This is a genomic window from Desemzia sp. FAM 23990 (assembly GCF_045528485.1).
Lineage (GTDB): Bacteria > Bacillota > Bacilli > Lactobacillales > Carnobacteriaceae > Desemzia.
In genome coordinates this window covers 1-24,247 of the sequence record NZ_JBGQQW010000006.1, presented here as the reverse complement: position 1 = coordinate 24,247, position 24,247 = coordinate 1, and the positions used below count along the sequence as shown (strand labels likewise).

Genomic DNA, 24,247 nt, shown 5'->3' with positions numbered 1-24,247 from the left:
AGGAAAGTATTACCTTTATTCACAGAATGTGGATGGCAGGGAAGATTTTCTGATGGAAGATGAGACATTTATGGAATTGTTGAATGATTACGATAAAGTAGTCATATTGGATGAACATTTTACTTTCAATGCAATGACAGACAAATTATTTGGTGAAGTCTATGAGCCTGGAATCTATGATGTAAAAGACATAGTAGGTTAAACTACTTACCAAAAAAGCCTTGCAGAAATTATCTGTAAGGCTTTTTATTCTGCATTAAAAAGCTTCTAAAATCTCCAGCACGATATCGAACCAGGTCAACCAGAAGTCTCTAAACCATTTTTTTCTTTTTTTCGATACAGGTAAATGAGCATTATGTTTAAACAAGTTCCATGTCGCATGAACGAGTCCCATCAGAATACCTAAAACACTCAAAATGAAAAGAGCCATTAAAATAACTTCAATTCCATTCTCCAAATGCAAAGCCTCCTAAAAGAATCTTCTATATCATTTATTAGCCAATACAAACAGATTTGTCGATTTATTATACCATTTGGATGATAAGAAAAGGAGCGAATTCTACCTATAAGCTGTTCTCTTTCATTAAATGATCGGAATAAAGTATACTAATTAGTGAAGAAATAGGGAGAAATAGAGCAAACTGTAAACGATATTCAACGAAAATAAAGATGTAATAGAAGAGGTGAAAGACATGTTTACCGATCGACGATTGACTGATGCTTATGAAAATGCAAGAGTCGAAGAATTTGATGACCATTCGAAATATGTGTTCATGAGTGATGTTCATAGAGGAGACGGAAGCTTATCGGATGAGTTTACTAGAAATCGAGATATTTATTTATACGCTTTGCAACATTATTACCGCAATGATTATACTTATGTTGAAGCGGGTGATGGAGATGAGATGTTAGAATATTCGAATTTCGAGCATACCAAAAACGCTCATCCAGCTGTATATGATACAATCAAGAAATTTTTTGATGAAGATCGATTAGTGAAGATTTATGGGAATCATGATATCTTTTTAAAATATCCTTCTTTTGTGAAAAAAAATTATTATACGAATTATGATGAATACAATGAAGTGTTTTTTGATTTTTTAAAAGGTCTGGAGCCAGTAGAAGCTTTGGTCTTGAAACACAAACAGACTGGGCAAGAAATTTTAACTGTCCATGGGCATCAAGGAGATGCGCCTAATGATCAATTTTGGAGATTGACGATGCTGTCATTGAAATACTTTTGGCGATTTTTACATGCATTCGGTATCCGGAATCCTTCCAGTCCGGTCAAAAATGTTAATAAACGGCATAAAGTAGAAAAAAACTACAACAAATGGATTGAAAAACACAACATGATGTTGATTTGCGGACATACGCATCGATTTAAATACCCTAAGAAAAAAGACCATCCTTATTTCAACACGGGTTGCTGTATTTATCCGACAATCATCACAGCTATTGAAATCAAGAATGGAATGGTGCAATTGGTACGCTGGAAAGTCAAAGCAACCCGAAATGGTGTATTAAACATTGAAAGAGAAATCATGAGAGGACCTGAGCCTATATCTGATTTTGATATTCGTGAAGGTTACGCGGGAGCAGAAAATTAGTTTTAAGCAAGCAAATAAACTGCATCTTAGAAGAATTCATACCCTAAGATGCAGTTTGTTTTTTATTCTCTCAGAAAAATAAGGTATACTGGGTAATGAATAAACTACAGGATGTTGGAGGAAATTATGAATAATAATGATCGTTTGATCCGTTTGCGCTATGCATTGGATATGAAAGAAACAGATATGATTGAGATGTTTAAACTGGGCGGCATGAATGTTACTAAAGAAGAAGTGAAAAAAATGCTGGTCACTCCTGAAAGAAATGATGAAGATGAAATCATTAATTCAGATGAATTTATGGAAATAAAAAATTCTACGCTAATCGCCTTTTTAAATGGTTTGATTACTTTCAAACGTGGGAAAAAAGATACCGATAAAAACGAACCTCAAAAAGCAGAAGCATCGTTAAAAAATTCATTGAGTATCAATAATGAAATGTTGAAAAAAGTTAAAATTGCACTGAAATTGACTAGTGAAGATATCTTGGATATTTTTTATGATGTGGATGTCGACATCAGTAAAAGTGAACTGAGTGCTTTATTGAGAAAAGAAGGTCACCGCAACTATAAGGTGTGTTTAGACCGTTATGCGCGTAATTTTCTTAAAGGATTAGCTTTACGTTACCGTTAAACAAAAATAAATGACATCCTCATCCTATACCAGTTTTTTGTATAGGACGGTGGTGTCATTTGTTTTTTGTAAAGTTGTTGTAAAATTGTAAATTTCAAGTTAAAAAAACTCTCATAAAAACTAAAAAAGAGTTTTTATTTCCTTTCTAAAACCCTATTATAAGAAATAGAGGCAATTTTTTATTGTTGATTGATTTAGGACATACATATGGAGGGTTTATCATTGGATATTCAAGAAATGCTGTTTCAGTTTTTCGGAGGTTTAGGTATTTTCCTTTTTGGTTTAAAGTATATGGGAGATGGACTGCAACGATCCGCTGGAGATAACTTAAGAGAGATATTAAACAAATTTACGTCAACACCACTAAGAGCTATATTAGCTGGGATTATTGTAACCGTATTGATTCAAAGCAGTTCAGGAACCACAGTGCTTGCTGTTGGTCTGGTTAGCGCAGGGTTTATGACTTTGAAGCAAGCCATCGGAGTTATCATGGGAGCAAATGTTGGGACAACAGTTACGGCATTTATTATAGGAATTGATATAGGAGCCTATGCGTTACCCATTTTAGCTATTGGAGCATTGCTGCTGTTCTTCTTTAAAAAACCTTTTATCAACAGTATTGGCCAAATTATTTTTGGATTTGGAGCTTTATTTTATGGATTGGAATTAATGGGGTCAGGTATGGCTCCGTTGGAAAATCTGCCTGAGTTTAGGACCTTGATGATCCAACTATCAGAGAGCCCTATTTTAGGCGTTTTTGCGGGTACAGGTTTAACATTGGTGCTGCAAAGTTCAAGTGCAACGATCGGAATATTACAAGAATTGTATGCTCATGGGAGCATTGCTTTAGAAGGTGCACTTCCTGTTTTATTTGGAAATAATATTGGAACGACTATCACAGCTATACTGGCAGCTATTGGAACAAGTGTAGCTGCAAAGAGAACTGCAGCATCACACGTAATCTTCAACGCTGTAGGGACTATTTTGGTCATGCTTGTTCTATACCCCTTTACGCATGTTGTTATTTATCTGGGGAATATGCTTCATTTAAATCCTGAAATGCAGATTGCTTTTGCTCATGGGATATTTAATATTACGAATGTTCTGATTCAAATGTGGTTTATCAATCAAATAGCCGCTATTGTATGTAAAATAATTCCAAATGATGATTCAGAATTGAGTTATGACAATTCACATCTAGATCAAACACTGATACAAAGCTCTCCAGCTATGGCTCTCAATCAAGCTAAAATTGAAGTAGGTCAAATGGGAAAATTTGTCATTGATGAATTCCAAGCAATGTTCTCCTACTACAGACAGCAAGATGAAAAAAGTAAAGAAAATACATTGAGATTAGAGGAAATCATCAATCAATCTGATGTTCAAATCACTGAATATTTAATGTTGTTATCTAATGTTGATTTACCTCTTCAAAATACAAGTGAACACGTAGTAATGATGGAAGTAACGAAGTACCTAGAACGTATCGGCGACCATTGTGAAAGCATCTTGAAAAATATACGAGAAGCTTCACACGCTGCTAAAAAGAACAAAAAGAATTTAGGCAGTTCTGAGATAGAAAAGGTATTTTACGATCCTGATTTAGTGGCGCTATTTAAATTAGTGCAGCTGAATATTGAAGATACCGTTAATGCGTATCAATTAGACAGCTTTTCACTAGCCGGAAAAGTTATCCAACGCGAAAAAGATGTAAACAAATTAGAACATGCCATACGTAAAAAGTATATAGAGCGATTGAATAAAGGCATCGGTGTTCCTTCAGACGGTATTCTTTTTGTAGATATTGTTTCTAATTTAGAACGCATCAGTGACCACTCAGTGAAAATCGCCAAACATACTCTTGGGATACGTTATCCGCATCAACAAGCGCAAAAAGTTTTACGCAAAACAGCTGATGAAACAGCAGAGTTTGAAACGGTGTAATGCAGATTATATAAGAAGAACTTACTGCACTTAGTTTGCGGTCAGTTCTTTTTTTTGTTCTAATCAGCATAGTTCGTATTTATTAGGGATATTAAGGTTGATTATCCTCTTTCTTTTGGTTATAGTGATTAAAGGCAAACAAAAAAGCGTTTATTTGATAAAAAAATTCGTTTATTGAAAAGGGGATAATACTTGATGCAACCAAAACCACTTATTGCTATTCAAGGAGCTATGGACGGAGAAATACTGGCTCTTTTAGAAGCAATGCAGTCTTATACAGAAGAACGATTTGGGACCTATTCTTTTTTTGTTGGAAAAATTGAAGATATGCCCTTAGTTGTATCTAGAACAGAAATAGGGATGGTCAATGCAGCAGCTGCTACTGCGATTTTAATCGATAAATACCAACCTAGTATAATCATCAATCAAGGAACTGCAGGTGGACACCATCCTGATTTACATGTTTTTGATACCGTCATTGGTACAGAAGTGATACATATCAATAGCTTTGTTTCAAAACATTTAGATAAAGGAGAGGGCATCTCACCAGAAACCTGGGTCCCAATGGAGACTGCTGTACGAGACAAAAGTGGGTATTTGGTGAATCTTTCTGTATTTAAAAGCGATATTTTATTGTCAAGTATAGCTTTGAAACATGCTGAGGATTATCCATATGGAAAAGTGGTTGAAGGAAGAATAGGTAGTGCAGATTTTTGGAATCGAGAAATTGACCGTATTCAGTGGTTCCGCGAAAAATTTCGAACAAGCGCTGAAGAAATGGAAGCTTATGCAGTTGCTCAAATTGCTCAAGCATTTAACATTCCGTTTCTGTCTATACGAACGATTTCCAATTCGGAAGTTACCGATGATGGGATAGAAGACTTAGATACAGCTGGCAGGTATTGCGCTGAATTTAGTCTGCAAGTAGCTAAAGCTATTTACCATCAGCAAACTGTTCCAGTTATTTAGAATAAATTTATCTACAAACTGCATTAAAGCCCCTATCGGTAAGATACCGATAGGGGCTTTAATGCAACTAGAACATGCAGATTGTTTTTCTTACATGGTGTCTATTAAAAATAATGTTATTTATTCAAATTTGTCTATTGAGAGTTGTTGGGAACTCTCTAAAATAGAAACCATATCAAGTAGATAGGCTTTTTGTTGGGGAGAAGCAGCTTTCGTGTCTTCAGATAGTGCATAAGTTGCTTCTTCCATCATCTGAATAAAGATTAAGACAATGCCAGCTTTTTCAGGGATCATTTGCATCCATTGTTCATAATATTGCCGAATCGTTTGGTTGAAGCGAGGTTTCTTTTTCAACTGAAACAATTTATCCACTACCATCAACTGTTGTGGATAGGACAATAGATCAGTCGAAAGGACTTTTTTTACCAGCCAAATAGAGATAGTCCAACGTCTAAAAACCCCAGTCAAACTGACAGCAATGAATACTACCAAAGCAACAATTTTTCCAGTATTCTTACTGAACCAACTTTCTTTTTCTGTAACCTCAGCATTCTCTTCATCAGGAGAAATTGATTCGGATACTGTATCTTGAGAGGATTCAGTACTTTCTTCGTTGGATTCTACAGCTTCTACAGCTTCTTCTTGCTCTTGTTCTTCAGGAACGAGTGTGTCCTCCAAATCCTCTTCTAAAGCTGTTTCATCTGTTAGCGGCTGATCAAAAGGAGGGGTCGGTTCAAATGGGACCCAGCCATAATCTGCAAAGTAAACTTCCGGCCAAGAATGAGCATTGGCATTGGTCACTTCATAGTAAGTTTCTTCTTCAGAAGTTATTTTTTCACCACTATTAAAACCTTTTGCCCAGCGAGTTGGAATGCCCAAAGCCCGGCACAATACGACCATTGCCGTCGAATAATTATCGCAGTATCCAACTTTTGAGTCAAAAAGGAAATGATCTACATAGTCACGACCTTTTGGAATATAAGCCGCTTCTGATGTGCTGTAACGAAATCCGCCATCTTCTTTTAAATACTGCTCTATAGCACGAATCTGCTCATACGGAGTGGCAGCATTTACTGTAATAGAATGAGCCAGTTCGCTCACTCGTTCTGGTAAATCAACTGGTAATTGAGTATACGTATTGTAAAAATTGTCACCTAAATTTTCGTTAACAAAAGTTGCTTCTGTTAAATCAGGATTAAATTCTCTTGAAGGGGTCAGAATCAAGGTATAAGCATCTACAATATTTTCTGGATCTTCTAAAATGTATTGCTGGGTAGGCCTTTCCAGCAACAATTCAATCTCACCATTGTACTCCGCGAAATCTAAGAAAATAGTATCATGCGTATAGGGGATATAGGAAAATGACTCGCTCAATTCAATATCGATTTCTCGCATATCAGTGGGGCTGTTTTCTGCATCAAATGATTCATAAATTGACAAATCAACAGGAGAGTAGTTCTGATATGGAGTTTCCCAACCTTTGCCAGTATAGACTTCTTTCGATTCAATCAGCCAATAGTGAGGCTCAGAAGTATGAGCAGTAAAAACTGTGTTGTATCGTTGAGTCAGTGGACCGCCTAAGTTGGCGTCATTTTCACTAAAACCGCTTCTGGAAGAAACGCCGCCAGGGCTGTAGCGGTCGATCCATTTGTAGAAATCATGCGCTTCTAAAGTTTCGTGATAGACATCTGCTTGGGAAACTGTCCATTCTTGCTGCTTTGTTAGATGATCCACCCCCCATAACGATACTCTAGTGAATAAAAGTCCTCCACCTGAGAGCAAGAGTAAAGATAAAAAAGTATTTCTCCAACTGCCGGTTACAGTGATACGTGCAATCCCTATCAAAAGGAAGCCAAACAACAAGGTTGAAATGACAATATCAAATAAGTCAGTAGTCGTAAATACCTGCAGTATCAACAAATAGCCTAGACCCGTAAAAAAGGACAGGTAAGGATTGAATCGCTTCAATAAAGCATAGCTGGTCACTGAAAGCAGACTCATGATCAATAGCAGGCTTAATAGATTGGGTAAAATAGTGATTTCTCCAGAGACCATTTGGAAAATAGGCCGTAGAAATTCAGACAAAAAGAGTTGGAACCAGGATCGGTCAAAGGATCGTTGGAAAGGAAAATAGAGATAAATAAGGTAAAGACTGGAAGCGAGTTGGACAGGCAGCCAGAGGTACCATTTAGGTAAGAAGACCAGAATCAGTTGTAAAAAGATGACATACATCAAAAGCGGTCTTGAGAAAGAAAAATCATTTAGTTGGATAAAAAGCTGCAGGATAGGAATAAATAAAGCCGTATTCACAGCAGCTAAGCACATTTTTTTGAAAAGAGTCAGCAAATATTCTTTTGTGAGGCTCAATTAATTCCCTCCTACGTCTAAAATTGTCAGCGTTTCTTCACTTAAAAAGAAACTTGTTTTTAGATGAGTTTTTTTAATAAAAGAGACAACTTCAGCAGGAGCTATAATAACTTTCTTGCCATTTTTTGGTATTTGATTATCCCAAATCGACAGTAAGGCCTCTAATTGCAGTGTGGGTTGAACCGACAAAAAGTTTTTGACTCCTTCTTGAAGAAGCAAATCTTCATCAAATTCACCGATGATGAAAAGTTGTACAGTTTGAAAACGATTTAGTTCTAAATAAAGACTGTATGTCAAACTAATCAGCTCTTCAAACTGAGCTGATTGATACCCTAAAAAAAACAATTTTAAAGGGGTATTGATTTCTTTGTCATAGTCTTTTACCATCAATGTCTGCTTCTTGAAACTGGTTTTCCAATCAATATCTTTTAAAGCATCTTGCTGCTGATGTTCTCGCAATTGCCGAAAATTTGCTGCATCTTGTGCCGAAAATGACTTCAAATCCAATTTCGCATCTAGTTTCTTTATCGTTCCATATAGAAGAGCGGATGAGATCACAGGAGGATAAATCTCTAACTCTACTGGAATCTGCTTTTTTTCACGGTGAGTAAAAAATCCCAAGAGGTCTTTTCCTGAAGTATGCGCCCAGAGTTTTTTGTGGTGCCCTCTAGGGAAACGAATATCAGAAAAGGAAACTGTTACCTGATATTTAAACAAACTTGGCACTACAGTTGTGAGTGTGGTTTCTTTCACGCCAACAGCTATCGTCAAATAGGGAATCAGGACCGGTAGAAAGCCTTTCGTTCTCAACTTCAATTGGCTATTCAGTTCATGTCGCGGATTTTCTGAAGCATCAAAATCAGCTTTTCCCCATAGAATTAAGGTGCTCAAAAAAGAACCCAGCAGAATGAAAGTGAAGAAATAAAAAACAGCCCAAGAAACAGGAGTAGGAAAGGTAAGCGTGTAAAGAAAGAGTGCAATATACAATAAACTCCACAAAACTTTTTTCAGGACGAGAAAGAAGCTGCTGGGATTCATTATGTTCGACCTCGTTTGACAGGAACTGGTACTTGTTGAATCAAAGAAAGAATAGCATCCGCTTTTTGTTTAGGGGAGAGATAGTCTTTGAACAACAAGCGATGCTGATAAACAGCTGGAAGAATGGCTAGTATATCGTCAGGAGTAATATAATCTCGCATATCCAATAAAGCATATGCTCTAGCTGCAGCCAAGCAATATTGGTTCCCTCTCGGACTGACACCTAGACGAACCTTTTGATTGGTACGAGTATTTTCACCTAGTTTAACGATATAAGTAAGCAAATCAGGTTGAACATAAATCGTTGGAACGAGTTGTTTCAGCTCTTGGAATTCAGCTAAACTCAATAAAGGCTGAATCCGTGATAAGGATTCAGTTTGATCAGGATTGGATAACATTCGCACTTCTTGTTCTACTGTGGGATAACCTAAAGAAAGCTGCATCAAAAAGCGGTCTAACTGTGCTTCAGGCAAAGGATAAGTTCCTTCGTGTTCGATAGGATTTTGAGTAGCTAAGACAAAGAATGGTTCTGGCAAATTATACGTCTTGCCATCCATCGTTACTTGACCTTCAGACATAGCTTCCAGCATAGCTGCTTGCGTACGTGGAGAAGTCCGGTTGATCTCATCTGCTAAAATCAAAGAAGAAAAAATCGGTCCTTTCCGAAATTCAAACTGGGCTTTTTCGGTCAAAGGAATCGAAAAACCAATAATATCGCTGGGAACGAGGTCTGGTGTAAATTGAATTCGGGAAAAAGGAGCATTCAACGTTTTAGCGATCGTCTTTACAAGCAATGTTTTTCCTACCCCTGGAATATCTTCAAATAGAACGTGACCACCAGCTAACATAGCTGTAAGGGTCAATTTGGTAACGTCTTCTTTTCCAATAACGATTTGATTTACAGTATTCATTAACTGATGCAGATGGCAAATCGACTGCTGGTGCTGTTCTGATAAAGCCAATAAAATCCCTCCAGTTTTAAAACGTACATTTTTTATTATTTTAACCAGAATATAGCCTAAATACAACTATACTTCTCATTTAATGAAGACAAAATTGCATATGTAATAACAAGATAAGTGTTAAAAGAAGGAAGAGTGGTGTTAAGTAACCCTACTTTGAATGAAAGCTGCTCTTTATTTCAAATGCAATCTTGTGTTTAAGCTGATTAAGGATATAATAATAAAAAGGGGTTCGAACGGTGTATGCATTAATAAATGTAAGCGGATTTACACATGGAGAATGGAGGTAGAATAGGGTGAACAATACTACAGAAAAAGGAGCAACACCAGATAATAGCGAAAAAAATCATTTTCATCAGCAATACCTTAATCGAAAAAACAATGTGTTGAAAGGAAAAGTCTGGTCCGTCAATGGGAGGATATTTGTAAAAGATGGGCCTCAGGCTATCCCGACGATTACACTTCATGAAAATGCTGAAGAAGTGATCATTGTTAAAAATGGAGAGGTCATAGCAGAGTCTATTGTTGAAGTGACTGAAAGTGACCAAATATCGATTGAAACAAAAGAGATACTTGTACCTCCTAAATGCATGGTCATAACGGATGGAGAACAGTTGACTGCTTTTATTGAAGTTGAGCCTGGATATCGGTTGATTCGAAATCTGAATAACTTTTCTCCTACTCATCAAGCAGTATTAACCATTCAGGAACAGAGAGTAATCAATGAGCCATTGAGTGTAGAAGAAATAAACAATCAATTGAGAAAAGCAGATATTACTTATGGTCTAAATGAAGAGAACATCAAACTTGCAGCTCAATCTAAACAGCATGCAGTGATAGAGGTGGCTAAAGGAATTCCAGCACAAGAAGGAAGCGATGGATTTTTAGAGATGCAAGTTGAGTCGACTATTAAACGCGTCTTGACCGCAGATGAAAAGGGGAATATCGATTTCCGAGAAACTCGTCAGATTCCTACTATCGAACCTGGAGATATTTTAGCTGTTATTCACCTGTCAACGCCAGGAAAATCTGGAAGAAGTGTGAAGAATAAAGAAATCCAACCGCCTCCAGTCATGAACATTCATTTTCATGCTGAAAAAGGAGTGAAATTAGAAGAAAACAGCATTACAGCCACTAAAGTTGGTCGTCCTTACATTCAGCAAAAAAATCATGTTGTCAAAGCTTCCGTAATCCCTAAATTTTTACAGCAAGAGAATGTTAATATTGCTACAGGCAATATTCGGTTCTATGGAGATGTGGAAGTAGTAGGAGAAGTGGAAGAAAACATGACAGTTGAGGCGGGAAACGATATTATTTTACACGCTTCTGTCAACAGTTCAGTTATTACGGCTACTCATTCTATTACTTGCAGCGGCAATATTTCCAATTCGGTTTTGTCTGCCGGTGAAAAGAATACGGTATTGGTAAAACTCGGTAAATCTATGGAAATGATAGCAGAGCAATTGGAAACGCTGGTAGCAGTTATTGAACAAATCACACATTCTCCTAATTACTTGATCAGTGAACAGAAGCAAAGCATTCGTTCTATACTAGATTTTTTATTGAAAAAACGGTTCGCTGAATTTAAATCCATTGTCAAAGATTACATTATCAGTGCCGGTCAGAACAAGGAATTTTTATCTGTAGAATGGAAGGTTCTTGCAAAAGAACTCCAAGAAATCTTTTTTACACACTCTTATCTAGAAACTACTGTTTATCAATTACAAGGTGTCTTGAGCGCTATCCAAGAAATCCAAGAAAAGAATGTCTTGGATTTTGAAGAAGATTCCAGTATCACTGTAGCCAGTACGCTCAATAGTACATTAAGGTGTAATGGGGATGTCCATATTATGGGGCATGGAAGTTTAAATACGACGATCGAAGCTCAAGGAAAAGTGATGATCAGCGGATTGTTACGCGGCAGTAGTGTATTTGCTAAAGAGGGTGTGGAGATTAAAGAAGCCGGCTCAACTGGCGGAGTCAGGGCTAGTGTAGCAGTGCCGGAAGATAAAATGATTCGAATTGATCTTGCTCATGAAGGCACAGAATTGAAAGTTGGGCCAGCTAGATTGGTTTTAAATCAACAGCAGCAGAATATTACGGCCCTTTTGAATACTGAGGGACAAATTGTATTCAAATGACTGGATACAGCGAAATAATTATACTTAAAAAGAGTAAAGAAAAAGGCCTTTATCATCAACTATTGATGATAAAGGCCTTTTTCTTACTTAATTCGTTTATCCAGCACTTTGTTCTAAGCGTTTGGATAGTTTAGATAGTGTATAACACACTACCCAGTAAAGGAATCCCATAGCGATAAACATGGGGATAACGTAAGTCGTATTTTGTCCGTAGACGATTCGTGCATTATGTGTTAGTTCAGGTAAAGTAATGATCGTCGCTAAAGACGTATCTTTGACTAATGCAACAAATTGACTGACGATTGGCGGCACCATTGCTCGCAATGCTTGCGGAATAATGATGTACCAAATCGTTTGGAAATACGTTAAACCAGTTGATCGACCGGCTTCCATTTGACCAGAAGAAATGGAAGTTAACCCTCCACGAATGATTTCTGAAAGCATCGCAGATTCAAAAATAGTCATGGCAGCGACTGCTGACCAGAAAATACTTAATCGAACACCGACTTGCGGTAGTGCGAAGTAAGTAAAGAAAATAATCAACAACAATGGCAGATTACGGATAATGTCAACGACAGCTCCAACAATTAATGAAAGAGCAGGAATTTTCATGTAGCGCAATAAGCCAAGAACAGCTCCGATGATAAAGCTCAAAATAATTGAAACAGCAGCTACTTCAAGTGTAACTAGGAGTCCATCCAATAAAAAGCGGATGTTCACCCAGGAATAAGCTCCAGTAAAATCCAAGTGAATCTCCTCCTAATCGTTTGCAGCTAAGCGGCGTTCCACATACTGCATAGTATAAGTTAATGGTAAAGTAATAATCAGATAAAATAGGGCAACGATAATATACGTATCAAATGTATTAAAGGTTTCACTTGCGATCAAATCTCCGTAATACATTAAATCTAAACCAGCCACCATAGCTAACACCGAAGAATTCTTCACTAAGTTGATAAATTGATTACCTAGTGGCGGAATCACGATTTTAATGGCTTGTGGTAAAATAATGTAGCGCATTGTTTCGCCGTAAGTCAAGCCTGTGGATAATCCAGCTTCCATTTGACCTTTTGGAACTCCCAAGATACCGGCACGCACGGTTTCAGCAATAAATGCTGATGTGTAGATCGTTAAACCAATGATCCCTGCTGTAAATCCGTTTACGCCTACAAAAAACATAGGGAATACAACGTAGAAGAACAATACGATAATCAATAATGGTATGTTTAAAAATAATTGAACATAAAAATTAGCTAATCCGGATAACAGTCTATTGGTAGATACTTGGAAGATACCGAGCAGGGTACCAATAATTAAACTGATGACTAAAGCAATCAAACTAGCAATCAATGTATTGATAAAACCTTCTACTAATAAATCACCATAAGTGGTTAAGATTTCAATCATTTCATGCACCTCATTTCTTTCGTTTCAGTGTAGTTCTTTTGGAAAAAGAATCTTGATCTAATTAAGGTCAGGGACTTCCTCTTCAGGGAACCATTTGCTGAAGATTTCAGCGTACGTGCCATTTTCAATGATGGTATCTAAGGCTTCATTGACTTGACCTAAAAAGTTTTCTTGTCCATGATTGATGGCAATTCCGTAAGGTTCATCCGTAAAAGGAGCACCTGCTAAGCGGTAACCAGGATTGTCGGCGATGATTCCTAATAGAATGGCGTTATCGGTTGTCATAGCGTCTCCTTGACCAGATTGCAAAGCAGTAAAGGCTTCAGAGTAGTTTTCTAGTTCCAAAATATTTGCTTCTGGTGCATGTTCGCGTATATTTTGTGCGGATGTAGAACCTTTTACCGCTAAAACAGTTGTATCAGCATTCAAGTCTGTTACACTTTGGATCGAACTGTCGTTAGGTACTAATAAAGATTGCCCCGCTGCAAAGTAAACATCTGAAAAGTTAACTTGTTTCAGTCTTTCTTCTGAAATCGTCATAGTAGCTATGATGGCATCAATATTTCCGTTTTTAATTAACGGGATTCTTGTTTTAGAAGTGACTTCGATAAATTCAGCATTTTCGGCATCACCAGTGATTTCTTCCGTTAATGCTTTAGCGATATCAATATCGAAGCCTTCAATTTCGCCTTTTGCGATATTGTAAAGACCAAATAAATTAGTGTCCGCTTTTACTCCCCAATTGATAGTAGGAGTATTGCTTTCTGCTAAACGTTCTGTGATATCTTGAGTGGCTACCGTACTAGAAGTACAAGCCGCAAGGAACATTAGGGGAAGCAGCAATAGAAAAAGCAGACTTTGTTTTTTTGATTGTTTCATTCTTACACCTCCAAATTAAACGTGGTGGATAATCTTGCCTAAGAATTGTTGGGCTCTAGGATCTTGAGGATTTTCATAAAATTCTTGAGCGTTTTTATCTTCAATTACTTCTCCGTCTGCCATGAAAATAACTCTGTCGCCAACTTCACGAGCAAATCCCATTTCATGAGTGACCACGATCATCGTCATTCCTTCTTTGGCTAGTTTTTTCATAACGTCCAGCACATCATCGATCGTTTCAGGATCAAGTGCACTAGTTGGTTCATCGAACAGCAATACTTCGGGGTTCATAGCCAATCCGCGGGCAATCGCAATACGTTGTTTTTGTCCACCAGATAATTGAGTAGGGTACGAATCTTTTTTGTCCAACAGATTTACTTTATCCAATAATTTTTCAGCTGTTTTTTTGGCTTCTTTTGGATCTTGCTTGAGGACTTTGATGGGAGCTAGTGTGACATTCTCCAAGACAGTCATATGTGGATATAAATTGAAGTGTTGGAAAACCATCCCAACATGTTTGCGTATATTGTTGATGTTCGTTTCTTTAGCATGCAGATCAACATCATTGACCAATAATTGGCCTTCGTTGATATCTTCCAGTCCATTGATGCAACGAAGCATCGTGCTTTTTCCGGAACCAGATGGTCCGATAACAACAGCGACCTCTCCTTTTTTAAAAGACAGATTGATGTTTTTTAACGCATGAAATTCACCGTAGTATTTATTGACATCTTTAAACTCAATCATTAAAATTCCTCCTTAGTTGGTTGAGTAGCTCTATATACATAAGAATGAGGAAGTACACAAAGGCGGTCGATAAGCTTTGCGTGCTTCCTACTATGTATTCGTGCTATACGATTATTAAAATACTTTTAGTTACTTTACCATTTTATCATTCTACTATAATCACTTGGTATTTTCAAGCATGCCTATTCTAGATGTGATGAACTTGAAAAGGCTTTAATTCAAGGTGTAAAGGAAAGACAGCGGTTGCTATTTTTTTATTCCATTCTCCTTCTAAGAGATAATTTTTGCTTTTGACTCTAAAAGTTTTTAAGCTAAGTAGAAGGAGTTTTTTTACATGATTTTAATACAGAAAGGAAGAAAGCTATGTACTTTATTCTGACATTCTTTTGTGCATTTGGCTTTTCTTTAATTCATTATTTTTCTAAATATATGAAGTTTGCTGGTAAAACACCGCGCAGTCGTTTTTTGTCGTTGTCAGCCGGTGTGGCAGTGGCGTATGTTTTTATACATTTGCTGCCTGAACTGAATGAATATCAGGAAGTTGTTTCCCAGCACCTAGAGAACAGCTATTTAGGTTATATTGAAAATCATATTTATATTATTGCGATGTCTGGATTAGTCTTGTTTTATGCTTTAGAACGAATGGTAAAAGTAAAATTAGATAAAGTCCAGAGTGATTCACACTATGCGTTAAAAAGCAACCAAGCTGGTGTCTTTTGGCTACATATCAGTGTGTTTTTTATTTATAATGCGGTTATCGGATATTTGCTGATAAATGAGGATTTTAAACATCCTAGTAGTTTGCTGTTTTACTTTCTGGCTTTATCCGTTCATTTTGTTACTAATGACTGGGGACTGCGGCGAAATTACCAGCAAGCTTATGACCGCTATGGTCGGATACTCTTGTCTGGTGCTCCACTTTTAGGTTGGTTTATGGGGATATTCATTGAAATCAACCATTTTGGTGTCTCAGTATTGCAAGCTTTTATAGCCGGGAGTGTTATATTGAATGTTATGAAAGAGGAATTACCGGAAGAACAAAAAAGCAGTATCCTCAGTTTCTTGTGTGGTGTAGTGGGGTATACGTGTCTGTTGCTGCTCGTTTAAAAAGACAAGACGGTGATTAGGAGAACGTAGAACAGCAGTACTGAGCTTACACGGCACAGTGCTGCTGTTTTTGTTTGAAACAGTGATTATTTTCTGTATATTGGTTTAGTAAGAAAATGAAATGCTTACTATATAACTCATGGGATGAAAAACATCTCTAGAATCAAACTGTTGTAAAGCTGAACTCTGTAGAAAGTTTTTCTACATTCTTTTTCTGAAATGGAAGAAAAATGTGGTAATAATTGATACAATGTAAGTGTGCTGCTTTTAGTTCACGCTAGTAGGCAGCCAGGCAATCAACTTAGAGTTAAAGGATAAAGAATACTGAGCTCAACCAATGAACAAAATGAGAAGAAACTTTAGACTAGTGGAAGATTCACTTTATGGGACGAAGGGGAATGTTATGGAACGGATTCATTTATATCATACGAACGATATTCACTCGCATTTAAGCAAATGGCCTCGTATATCTCAATTCTTACGTGATGAGCGAAAGCGAGTGGAAAACAACGGAGATTCATTTTATTCATTTGATATAGGTGATGCTTGTGATCGGGTACACCCCTTGATCGAGGCTACAAATGGAACTGCAATGGTCCATTTAATGAATGAAGCTCACTACGATGCTGCCACGATTGGAAATAATGAAGGAATAGGCAGCTCCAAGGAACAATTGAACCACCTATATGATTCCGCAAATTTTAAAACTGTGATTTCAAACATGTTTGATACTAAGACTGGTGAAACTCCAGAAGGGACTGTCCCCTTTCAGTTGTTAAAGACAAAAGAAGGACATCGGTTAGGAGTGTTTGGCTTGACTGCCCAATTTCCTACAAGCTATGTACCTCTAGGGTGGACTATTAAAGATCCTTTTGATGCCATTTCAGATATGCTGGAAATATTAGCACCGCTGACAGATTCGATAATCCTTCTGTCTCATTTAGGAATAGGCGCCGACCGGAAAATCGGGGAGATGTACCCGATGATTGATGTTATTCTCGGTGCACATACGCATCATGTACTTCCTAAGGGGGAAAAAGTAAGGAATTCTTTGTTAGGAGCAGCTGGAAGATATGGGGAATATATCGGGCATATTGTGTTAGAATTAGACAATACAACCATTGTACATTCCACAGCAACGGTCATTCCTATCGAAGAGGTACCAGCTCTCAGTAAGGAAGAAGAATTGATTGAAAGCTATGAAATAAAGGGTCATGAACTGTTGAAACAACAGCAGATTGCTGACTTGCCAGTGTCATTACCTGTAAGCTGGTACCAAGATTCTGAATTGGTACAAATCAGCTTAGAGGCTGTTAAGTATTATGCTAAAACAGAGGCTGCTGTATTGAATGCCGGATTATTTATGACTTCTTTAGATAAGGGAATCGTCACAAATGATGAATTGCATAAAATGCTGCCTCATCCAATGCGTATTTTAAGAGTCACTCTGAGTGGTGCAGATCTGGTTCGAGTAGTCCAGGAAATGGAAAAAAATCGTGGCTATTTAAGAAAATTTCCTATTAAAGGCATGGGCTTCAGAGGAAAATACTTTGGAGAAATTTTATACAACGGGTTGAGTTTGGAGCCTCTGACAGGAGAAGTGTTGTGGCAAGGAAAAGAAGTTGTCTTAAATGAGCGATATACATTTGCGACGGTAGATCATTTTATGTATATCCCTTTCTTTCCAACGATTGAATTACAAGGAAAAAATGAATTGATTTTTCCGCTTTTTATCCGCAATGTTGTTGGACAGTACTTGAAAAAAATCTATCCGATCGTATAAAATAACTTTTGAACAGTAAACAGAAACGAAGGTGAATTAAGATGGCAAATCCAAATGAAAAAAAAGATACCACCTCTCAAAAGAATTCGCATACTAGAGAAAAGAAAAATTCAAAACCAAAACAATCTTACAAACAATCTTCTGCAAAAAAAATCTCTCATAAAAAAGAAGAGCCGATAGTAAACACAGATCAATTAGGGAAAAGTATTGAAGAAACAGTAATTCCAGAAAAAGATCTGATTGTTCAAAGAGTGGATCAATCCATGATCACAATAAATGGCGATCAATATGAAATTGTCAAAGATTACCGTGAGGCATTTGATGCGAGACGTTTGAGTGAACGTTACAGTCCTATATTAGATAAATATGATTATATCGTGGCAGATTGGGGATTTGAACAATTAAGGTTAAAAGGGTTCTATGACAATCAGAATCGCAAAGTTCCCCAAGATAAAAAAATCAGTCAACTAGAAGATTATTTGTATGAGTATTGCAACTTTGGTGCTCCTTATTTTGTGTTGAAACGATTAGAAACGAAAAAGAATTCTTCCAATACGACTAAACCGAATCGTCGGAAAAAGCAGAAGAGAAAAAATATTACTAATCGCAAACCAACTCATACTCAAGACTATACTGAACACACCAACTCAAGCCAAGCTGCTTCTGGAAATACTGGAAATAAACGCGGAAATAGACCCGTCAAAAAGCAGAATTTCGTGCAAAAAGAAGTGACGCCTAAAGAAAAAATGGTTAAACCGGAAAAAGAGACTGTAGTGGTTAAGACAGTCAAAGATGAAAAAGGTTCAAGAAGATTTAACATTCGTCGGAATGATGTAGACAGAGCCAAAAATAAATCATAAAGGTTGGGTAATGTGAACTATAAAGGCTATTTGATTGACTTAGATGGAACAATGTATAAAGGAAAAGAGCCAATACCGGAAGCACCGTTGTTTATTCAACAATTACGAGATAAAAAGATTCCTTTTTTATTTTTGACGAATAATTCAACGAAGACACCTGAATCCGCAGCAAAAAATTTGCAAGAGAATTTCGGGATTAAGGCATTTCCAAACGAAGTCTACACGAGTTCTTTAGCAACAGCTGATTATTTGAAATCTTTAGACAATGGGAACAAAGTATTCGTTATTGGCGAAGAAGGGTTAAAACAAGCATTGAGAAACAAAGGATTTGTGGAAGACCTAAATGACCCAGATTACGTTGTCTTAGGGTTGGATGAAACAGCAACTTATGAGAAATTCAAAATCGCAACTTTAGCGATACGGAAAGGTGCTCAGTACATCGTTACAAATAAAGACACTAATCTGCCTACAGAAAAGGGACTTGTTCCAGGGGCTGGTTCATTAGCGGCATTACTGACAACAGCCACAAGAGTTGAGCCGACTTTTGTTGGAAAACCGGAAACGATTATTATGGAAGAAGCATTGAAACTATTGGATCTTCCTGCTCAAGATGTGCTGATGGTTGGAGACAACTATGAGACAGATATTCTGGCTGGAATCAATAGTGATATTGATACATTGCTGGTCCTAACGGGTTTTACTAATCGTGAAGATTTGGCTGATGTCTCTGTGCAACCCACATATACTCTCAACTCTTTAAGAGAGTGGGATATTTGATGAAAACCAGACCACTTGATTTTTTAGGGATCGCGACTATTTTTTTATGGATTATCTCTTTTGCTATTATGGTTACAATCAATTTTACACCGCTGTATTCATTTGATGTCGACTACTTCAATATTCCTGAGCGGGTTGGTTTGTCTAAAGACATTATCATGGAGAACTACCGTATGTTGCTAGATTATTTGAATAAACCATGGATAAATGAATTGAATATGCCTGATTTTCCAAGTTCTGAAAGCGGGCTTTTTCATTTTTATGAAGTAAAACGATTGTTTTTGCTGGATTATGGTATTTTGATTGTGACAACTATTGCTTCATTTTTCTATTTGCGTTATTTGAAACACAGTAAAAGAAATTGGGTATTGCTGAGACCATTTATGTGGGGAATAGTTGCACCGCTGATCATTCTGTTTTTGATTGCTGCAAATTTCGACCAGTTGTTTGTGCTGTTCCATCAATTGTTTTTTAACAATGATGCCTGGATCTTTAATCCCTCTACCGATCCCATCATTATGGCACTGCCGGAAGCCTTTTTTATGCACTGTTTTATCTTGGCATTTGTCCTGATAGAACTGTTGATTACAAGTGTATACTTTTATGCGAAGAAAACGGCGTTTAAATAAAAAAATTGAAAAAGAACGAATCCAGAATTTATGTCTCCTGGATTCGTTCTTTTTGGTTAAAGTAAAAAAGCTTCACTGCTATTGTTACGAGCAGTGAAGCTTCCGCTTGGTAAAGCAACAGAATTTTATTTCGTGATCTCAGATTTAGAGGGATTATCATGGGCTAAGCGACTAGCTGCTGAAGCTGCTATGGCTCCAACAATGTCATCTAAGAAAGTATGAACCTCATTGCCTTCATGACTATTCAGTTTTTCTAAGATTCCTGGTTTTACTTTATCAATGTAACCATAGTTGGTGAAACCAATCGATCCATATACATTTACAATGGACAACGCCAATATCTCATCAATACCGAATAACCCTTCATCATCTGTGATGATCTCTTGAAGTGGATGCATCAATTGTTTTTTCTCTGCTAGTATGTCTAATTGGATACCGGTTAAAATCGTATTTTGAACTTCGCGCTTTTTCAATACCGATTTAACATGTATCAAGCATTCCTCTAAACTCAAATCTTCAATATATTTATTTTGTAAAAATAGAACAAGCTCAGCAATATCCTCTTCGCGGACACCACGTTCATGCAGCAAATCTACCGCAGTTTTGTGCATTAAATTTTCATCTTTTACCATACTTATCCCTCCATTTGAAATAACTCTATTCCTATTATACCTATAAAAAAGGAAAATGATAAAACGATAAGCAAAAAGAGCTTTAAAAGTTTTCGGCTTCTAAAGCTCTTTCAAGATAAATAGATAAACGATTAAAACAAACTTGTGCTGTGCATCGGTTGTACGCGTTCATCTGGATTGATATAACTCATAGCGTTATTGATGGCTGTCGGACCTTCGCCAAATCCAGTAGCGATCAATTTGATTTTACCCTCATAGGTACAAATATCACCGATAGCGTAAATACCAGGAATGGTCGTTTCCATTTTTGTATTTACCGGAATTTCATTACGGGAAACTTCAAACCCCCACTTTTTCATCGGGCCGATAGAAGAGGTGAAACCATAATTGACTAAAAAGTCATCCACTTCGATTTCTTTTTCGTTATCGCTGCGTACTTCCTTGAGGGTGACAGCGTCTAGTTGGTGATGATTTCCAGAAAGTGCAACCGGTACAAATGGCGTAAGAAGCTCAACACTAGATTTCTCCAATAAAGAAATGCTGTGCTCAAGAGCTCGGAACTTATTTCGACGATGGACCAAATAAACTTTTTTAGCAATCGGCTCAAGCGTTAATGCCCAATCTACCGCAGAATCTCCGCCACCGCAAATGACTACATTTCGGTCTTTAAATTGCTCGATGTTGTTGACATAGTAATGTAGTGTTTTGCGCTCGTATTTCTCTGCATCATCGATCTCTAGTTTTCTAGGTTGAAAAGCCCCGTTCCCAGCAGCTATAATAACGGCTTTAGAATAGTGTTTTCCCTTGTTAGTAGTCAGTTTAAAAATCTCGTCATCATTTTTCACGACATCCAACACTTCTTCATCTAAACAAACGGTTTGATCGAAGCGGGAGTTTTGGACAGTCAAATTTGAGATCAGTTCTTCACCTGTGATGACCGGCAGTACTGGGATGTCATAGATATCTTTTTCAGGATACAACATCGAAACTTGACCGCCGAGTTGAGGCAGACTATCGATAATTTTTACTTTAGCATTTCTCATACCACCGTAAAAAGCCGCAAACATACCCACAGGCCCACCGCCAATAATGGTAATATCATATATTTCATTCATTGATTCCAACATTAACCCTCCAACAATTCATTGCTGTACTTTCCGAATAAGTATAACACAAAGTGTATGGTACTCCAGGTGTTCAATTCAATTAATGATTAAACAGGGCTTGAGTGACATACGCTACACCAATACCTGTTAAGATTCCAAAGAATACTTCGATCGGTTTATGCCCTAAATATTCTTTCAAGTGACGCTCTTTCTGTTCTTTGTTAAACTTTTCAGTCGTTGCATCTTGTGATAAGTTCCAAACTTTTTCACGCAAACGAGTAAATTCAATAATCAGTTCATTTAATAAGATACCTTGTTCACCGCTTTGTCTACGAACTCCCATAGAATCAAACATAACAATGACTCCAAATGTACTAGCAATGGCAACTAAAGGAGAGTCGATACCGTGTTCCAAAGCAAGAGCTGTAATCAATGAGGAAACAGCAGCTGAATGAGAACTAGGCATTCCACCTGTAGAAGTAGCTAAAGCTAGCGAGGTTTTTCTCTTTAGCAGATAAGCCACAGGTATTTTAATAATTTGTGCAAATACAATAGCAGTAAATGCTGCTATAAGTGGATAATTTGAGAACATGATGGTTGTTCCTTCCTTTAGAAAATAAAATATAAAGCTGTTTTTATCATACCATGAACTATACGAAAGCTGCTTAAAAAAGTTTTGTTTTTCCACTGTTCTCTAAAGATGCTTAATAGAATATTGCAGACGGTTTTGAAGAATAAGATGGATGTAAGGAAAATAATAGTGGCAATCATAAAAAAGATTCGTTATCATGAAAACTGTGTAAAGAAAGAAAAGACTTATGCAGCTAGTAGCGCAATATAGGAGGATGAAAAATGAGCACATATACTCAATTGTCAAAAGAAGTGGCAGAAAACGAAAAGAAAGCCGTTATTCGTACAAATATGGGAGACATTACGATTAAATTATTTCCGGAAATCGCTCCAAAAACAGTTGAAAACTTTGTAGGCTTAGCAGAAAAAGGCTATTACAACGGAATTGTTTTCCACCGTGTTATTCCTGATTTCATGATTCAAGGTGGAGACCCAACTGGAAGCGGTATGGGCGGAGAAAGTTTATGGGGAGATTCATTTGAAGATGAATTTTCTACTGAAGCTTTCAACATCAACGGAGCGTTGTCCATGGCAAATGCTGGTCCAAATACGAATGGAAGTCAATTCTTCATCGTAACGGCATCAAGCACACCTGCAAATATGGTGGCTCAACTAGAAGCAGCCGGCTATCCAGCAGAAATTGTTGAAGAATACAAAAATAACGGTGGAACACCCTGGTTAGACCAACGTCATACGGTTTTTGGTCAAGTTATTGATGGTATGGATGTAGCGAATGATATCCAAGGGGTTCAACGTGGATTCCAAGACAAACCTGTAAACGATGTTGTTATTGAAGCTATTGAATTTGTTTAATCCGAAAAACTTCCGTCTATAACCTAGGCGGAGTTTTTTTTGTCCGATTTATTATGAAAACGAATTCTTTTTTTAGATAGAGTTTGTTATAATGAGGAGGTAATTCGATTTTGAAAGGATGAAGAATATGTTTGGAGCAATTGAAGCTGGCGGGACTAAATTTGTCTGTGCAGTGAGCGACTCAGAATTTACTATCAAAGATAGAGTCAGTATACCGACTACAACACCTGAAGAAACTCTGACCAAAGTATTTGCTTTTTTTGATCAATACGAAGTAAGTGCTATCGGTATCGGTTCATTTGGACCGATCGATGTCAACCGTAATTCAGATACATATGGTTATATTACATCTACACCAAAAACTGCTTGGAAGTACTACGATTTCCTAGGCGTTGTGAAAAAAAGATATCCTATACCGATAGGCTGGACAACAGATGTCAATGCTGCTGCTTTAGGAGAAATAAAAATGGGAGCAGCCAAAGGACTAACTAGTTGTATCTATCTAACGGTCGGTACGGGAATCGGCGGCGGAGCTGTAATCAACGGAGAACTATTAGAAGGTTATGGTCACCCTGAAATGGGGCATATTCCCGTACGTTTACATCCTGATGAGAATTATAAAGGGACTTGTCCATATCATGGAGATTGTCTTGAAGGAATCGCTGCAGGACCGGCCATTGAAGGTAGATTTGGTAAAAAGGGACATTTGCTTGCAGATCAAGAAGAAGTGTGGGAGATGGAAGCTTATTATTTAGCACAGGCTTTGATGAATTATACGTTAATTCTTTCTCCAGAACGTATCGTGCTAGGCGGAGGGGTCATGAAACAAGAGCAGCTGTACCCATTAGTTCGTCAAAAGTTTACTGAATTGATGAATGGTTACGTCCAAGTTCCAGATTTGGAAGAATACATTGTTGCTCCTGGATTAGGTGATAATGCAGGGATTACAGGAAGCTTGCTGCTGGCAGCAGGACAAATGAATTGATTTCATAACAATAAGGGGGCCTACTGAATAAAGCGGAGGCCTTTTTTCGTTCGCCCAGCATGGGCGAACTCTAACGGGTGCAAGTCCCGAATGCGACCTGACAGTGGTAAGCATATAGCTGACGGCAAGGGTGTCCACCGTGAGGTGGAATCTGAAGGAAGCCCAAGGCAAAACTCTGGTCTGACGAACAGAAACCATATAAGAGGTGAGTCGAGTGGATAAGGCTGC

Annotated in this window: 24 protein-coding genes; 13 read left to right on the top strand and 11 right to left on the bottom strand. The window is 37.4% G+C overall.

Annotated elements, in window-relative coordinates; genetic code table 11:
• Positions 1-52: 52 nt before the first annotated feature.
• Positions 53-202 carry a hypothetical protein gene (locus ACEN4I_RS03530; RefSeq protein ID WP_407096860.1) on the top strand — a complete coding sequence of 50 codons (150 nt, stop codon included), beginning with the start codon at positions 53-55 and terminating at the stop codon, positions 200-202.
• A 54-nt stretch (positions 203-256) separates the two neighbouring features.
• On the opposite strand, the gene ACEN4I_RS03525 is transcribed toward ACEN4I_RS03530, so the two are convergent.
• A complete protein-coding gene (locus tag ACEN4I_RS03525; RefSeq protein WP_407096859.1) occupies positions 257-457 on the bottom strand; it encodes a hypothetical protein in 201 nt (66 codons plus the stop codon).
• A gap of 235 nt (positions 458-692) precedes the next feature.
• On the opposite strand from ACEN4I_RS03525, the gene ACEN4I_RS03520 reads away from it, so the two are divergent.
• From ACEN4I_RS03520 to ACEN4I_RS03505, 4 genes are all read left to right on the top strand, one after another.
• Positions 693-1,610: a metallophosphoesterase gene (locus ACEN4I_RS03520; RefSeq protein ID WP_407096858.1), complete on the top strand. Its 918-nt coding sequence runs from the start codon at positions 693-695 to the stop codon at positions 1,608-1,610.
• 126 nt (positions 1,611-1,736) lie between these two features.
• A complete protein-coding gene (locus ACEN4I_RS03515; protein WP_407096857.1) occupies positions 1,737-2,243 on the top strand; it encodes a DUF1456 family protein in 507 nt (168 codons plus the stop codon).
• A 222-nt stretch (positions 2,244-2,465) separates the two neighbouring features.
• On the top strand, positions 2,466-4,187 hold the full coding sequence (locus ACEN4I_RS03510; RefSeq protein WP_407102144.1) for a Na/Pi cotransporter family protein: 1,722 nt from the start codon (positions 2,466-2,468) through the stop codon (positions 4,185-4,187).
• Positions 4,188-4,382: 195 nt separating this feature from the next.
• A complete protein-coding gene (locus ACEN4I_RS03505) occupies positions 4,383-5,156 on the top strand; it encodes a 5'-methylthioadenosine/S-adenosylhomocysteine nucleosidase (RefSeq protein WP_407096855.1) in 774 nt (257 codons plus the stop codon).
• Between the two features lie 120 nt (positions 5,157-5,276).
• Here the strand turns inward: ACEN4I_RS03505 and ACEN4I_RS03500 are convergent, their stop codons facing one another.
• Genes ACEN4I_RS03500 through ACEN4I_RS03490 form a run of 3 tightly spaced genes read right to left on the bottom strand, consistent with a single transcriptional unit; the run spans position 5,277 to position 9,472 of the window.
• A complete protein-coding gene (locus tag ACEN4I_RS03500) occupies positions 5,277-7,523 on the bottom strand; it encodes a transglutaminase family protein (protein ID WP_407102143.1) in 2,247 nt (748 codons plus the stop codon).
• On the bottom strand, positions 7,524-8,561 hold the full coding sequence (locus ACEN4I_RS03495; RefSeq protein ID WP_407127519.1) for a DUF58 domain-containing protein: 1,038 nt from the start codon (positions 8,559-8,561) through the stop codon (positions 7,524-7,526). It lies immediately after the preceding gene.
• Positions 8,561-9,472 carry an AAA family ATPase gene (locus tag ACEN4I_RS03490; protein ID WP_407096904.1) on the bottom strand — a complete coding sequence of 304 codons (912 nt, stop codon included), beginning with the start codon at positions 9,470-9,472 and terminating at the stop codon, positions 8,561-8,563. Before ACEN4I_RS03490 ends, ACEN4I_RS03495 begins: the two co-directional genes overlap by 1 nt.
• Before the next feature lie 347 nt (positions 9,473-9,819).
• Here ACEN4I_RS03490 and ACEN4I_RS03485 point away from each other — a divergent pair, with 347 nt between their 5' ends.
• Positions 9,820-11,664: a flagellar assembly protein A gene (locus ACEN4I_RS03485; protein ID WP_407102141.1), complete on the top strand. Its 1,845-nt coding sequence runs from the start codon at positions 9,820-9,822 to the stop codon at positions 11,662-11,664.
• A 96-nt stretch (positions 11,665-11,760) separates the two neighbouring features.
• Here ACEN4I_RS03485 and ACEN4I_RS03480 read toward each other — a convergent pair whose 3' ends face one another.
• Genes ACEN4I_RS03480 through ACEN4I_RS03465 form a run of 4 tightly spaced genes read right to left on the bottom strand, consistent with a single transcriptional unit; the run spans position 11,761 to position 14,703 of the window.
• Complete coding sequence (locus tag ACEN4I_RS03480; protein WP_407096851.1) at positions 11,761-12,411, bottom strand: amino acid ABC transporter permease; 651 nt, start codon at positions 12,409-12,411, stop codon at positions 11,761-11,763.
• A gap of 12 nt (positions 12,412-12,423) precedes the next feature.
• The gene (locus tag ACEN4I_RS03475) at positions 12,424-13,071 is read right to left on the bottom strand and encodes an amino acid ABC transporter permease (RefSeq protein ID WP_407102140.1); all 648 of its coding nucleotides are present in this window, start codon (positions 13,069-13,071) and stop codon (positions 12,424-12,426) included.
• Positions 13,072-13,128: 57 nt separating this feature from the next.
• Complete coding sequence (locus ACEN4I_RS03470; protein ID WP_407102139.1) at positions 13,129-13,950, bottom strand: transporter substrate-binding domain-containing protein; 822 nt, start codon at positions 13,948-13,950, stop codon at positions 13,129-13,131.
• A 15-nt stretch (positions 13,951-13,965) separates the two neighbouring features.
• The gene (locus ACEN4I_RS03465; RefSeq protein WP_407102206.1) at positions 13,966-14,703 is read right to left on the bottom strand and encodes an amino acid ABC transporter ATP-binding protein; all 738 of its coding nucleotides are present in this window, start codon (positions 14,701-14,703) and stop codon (positions 13,966-13,968) included.
• 357 nt (positions 14,704-15,060) lie between these two features.
• On the opposite strand from ACEN4I_RS03465, the gene ACEN4I_RS03460 reads away from it, so the two are divergent.
• From ACEN4I_RS03460 to ACEN4I_RS03440, 5 genes are all read left to right on the top strand, one after another.
• On the top strand, positions 15,061-15,804 hold the full coding sequence (locus ACEN4I_RS03460) for a hypothetical protein (protein WP_407096848.1): 744 nt from the start codon (positions 15,061-15,063) through the stop codon (positions 15,802-15,804).
• A 403-nt stretch (positions 15,805-16,207) separates the two neighbouring features.
• On the top strand, positions 16,208-17,587 hold the full coding sequence (locus ACEN4I_RS03455) for a bifunctional metallophosphatase/5'-nucleotidase (RefSeq protein ID WP_407096847.1): 1,380 nt from the start codon (positions 16,208-16,210) through the stop codon (positions 17,585-17,587).
• Between the two features lie 41 nt (positions 17,588-17,628).
• Entirely contained in the window at positions 17,629-18,447 is an 819-nt protein-coding gene (locus ACEN4I_RS03450) for a YutD family protein (RefSeq protein WP_407102136.1), read from the top strand.
• A gap of 12 nt (positions 18,448-18,459) precedes the next feature.
• Positions 18,460-19,224 (top strand): TIGR01457 family HAD-type hydrolase, encoded by a 765-nt coding sequence (locus tag ACEN4I_RS03445; RefSeq protein WP_407096845.1) that lies wholly within the window; start codon positions 18,460-18,462, stop codon positions 19,222-19,224.
• Positions 19,224-19,853: a TIGR01906 family membrane protein gene (locus tag ACEN4I_RS03440; RefSeq protein ID WP_407102135.1), complete on the top strand. Its 630-nt coding sequence runs from the start codon at positions 19,224-19,226 to the stop codon at positions 19,851-19,853. Before ACEN4I_RS03445 ends, ACEN4I_RS03440 begins: the two co-directional genes overlap by 1 nt.
• A gap of 125 nt (positions 19,854-19,978) precedes the next feature.
• Here ACEN4I_RS03440 and ACEN4I_RS03435 read toward each other — a convergent pair whose 3' ends face one another.
• From ACEN4I_RS03435 to ACEN4I_RS03425, 3 genes are all read right to left on the bottom strand, one after another.
• The gene (locus ACEN4I_RS03435) at positions 19,979-20,485 is read right to left on the bottom strand and encodes a phosphatidylglycerophosphatase A (RefSeq protein WP_407096843.1); all 507 of its coding nucleotides are present in this window, start codon (positions 20,483-20,485) and stop codon (positions 19,979-19,981) included.
• Positions 20,486-20,616: 131 nt separating this feature from the next.
• A complete protein-coding gene (locus ACEN4I_RS03430) occupies positions 20,617-21,612 on the bottom strand; it encodes an NAD(P)/FAD-dependent oxidoreductase (RefSeq protein WP_407125880.1) in 996 nt (331 codons plus the stop codon).
• 79 nt (positions 21,613-21,691) lie between these two features.
• Entirely contained in the window at positions 21,692-22,183 is a 492-nt protein-coding gene (locus tag ACEN4I_RS03425; RefSeq protein WP_407096842.1) for a divergent PAP2 family protein, read from the bottom strand.
• Between the two features lie 260 nt (positions 22,184-22,443).
• On the opposite strand from ACEN4I_RS03425, the gene ACEN4I_RS03420 reads away from it, so the two are divergent.
• Positions 22,444-23,034 (top strand): peptidylprolyl isomerase, encoded by a 591-nt coding sequence (locus ACEN4I_RS03420; RefSeq protein ID WP_407102134.1) that lies wholly within the window; start codon positions 22,444-22,446, stop codon positions 23,032-23,034.
• Between the two features lie 118 nt (positions 23,035-23,152).
• Complete coding sequence (locus ACEN4I_RS03415; RefSeq protein ID WP_407102133.1) at positions 23,153-24,019, top strand: ROK family protein; 867 nt, start codon at positions 23,153-23,155, stop codon at positions 24,017-24,019.
• The last annotated feature ends 228 nt before the right edge of the window (positions 24,020-24,247 follow it).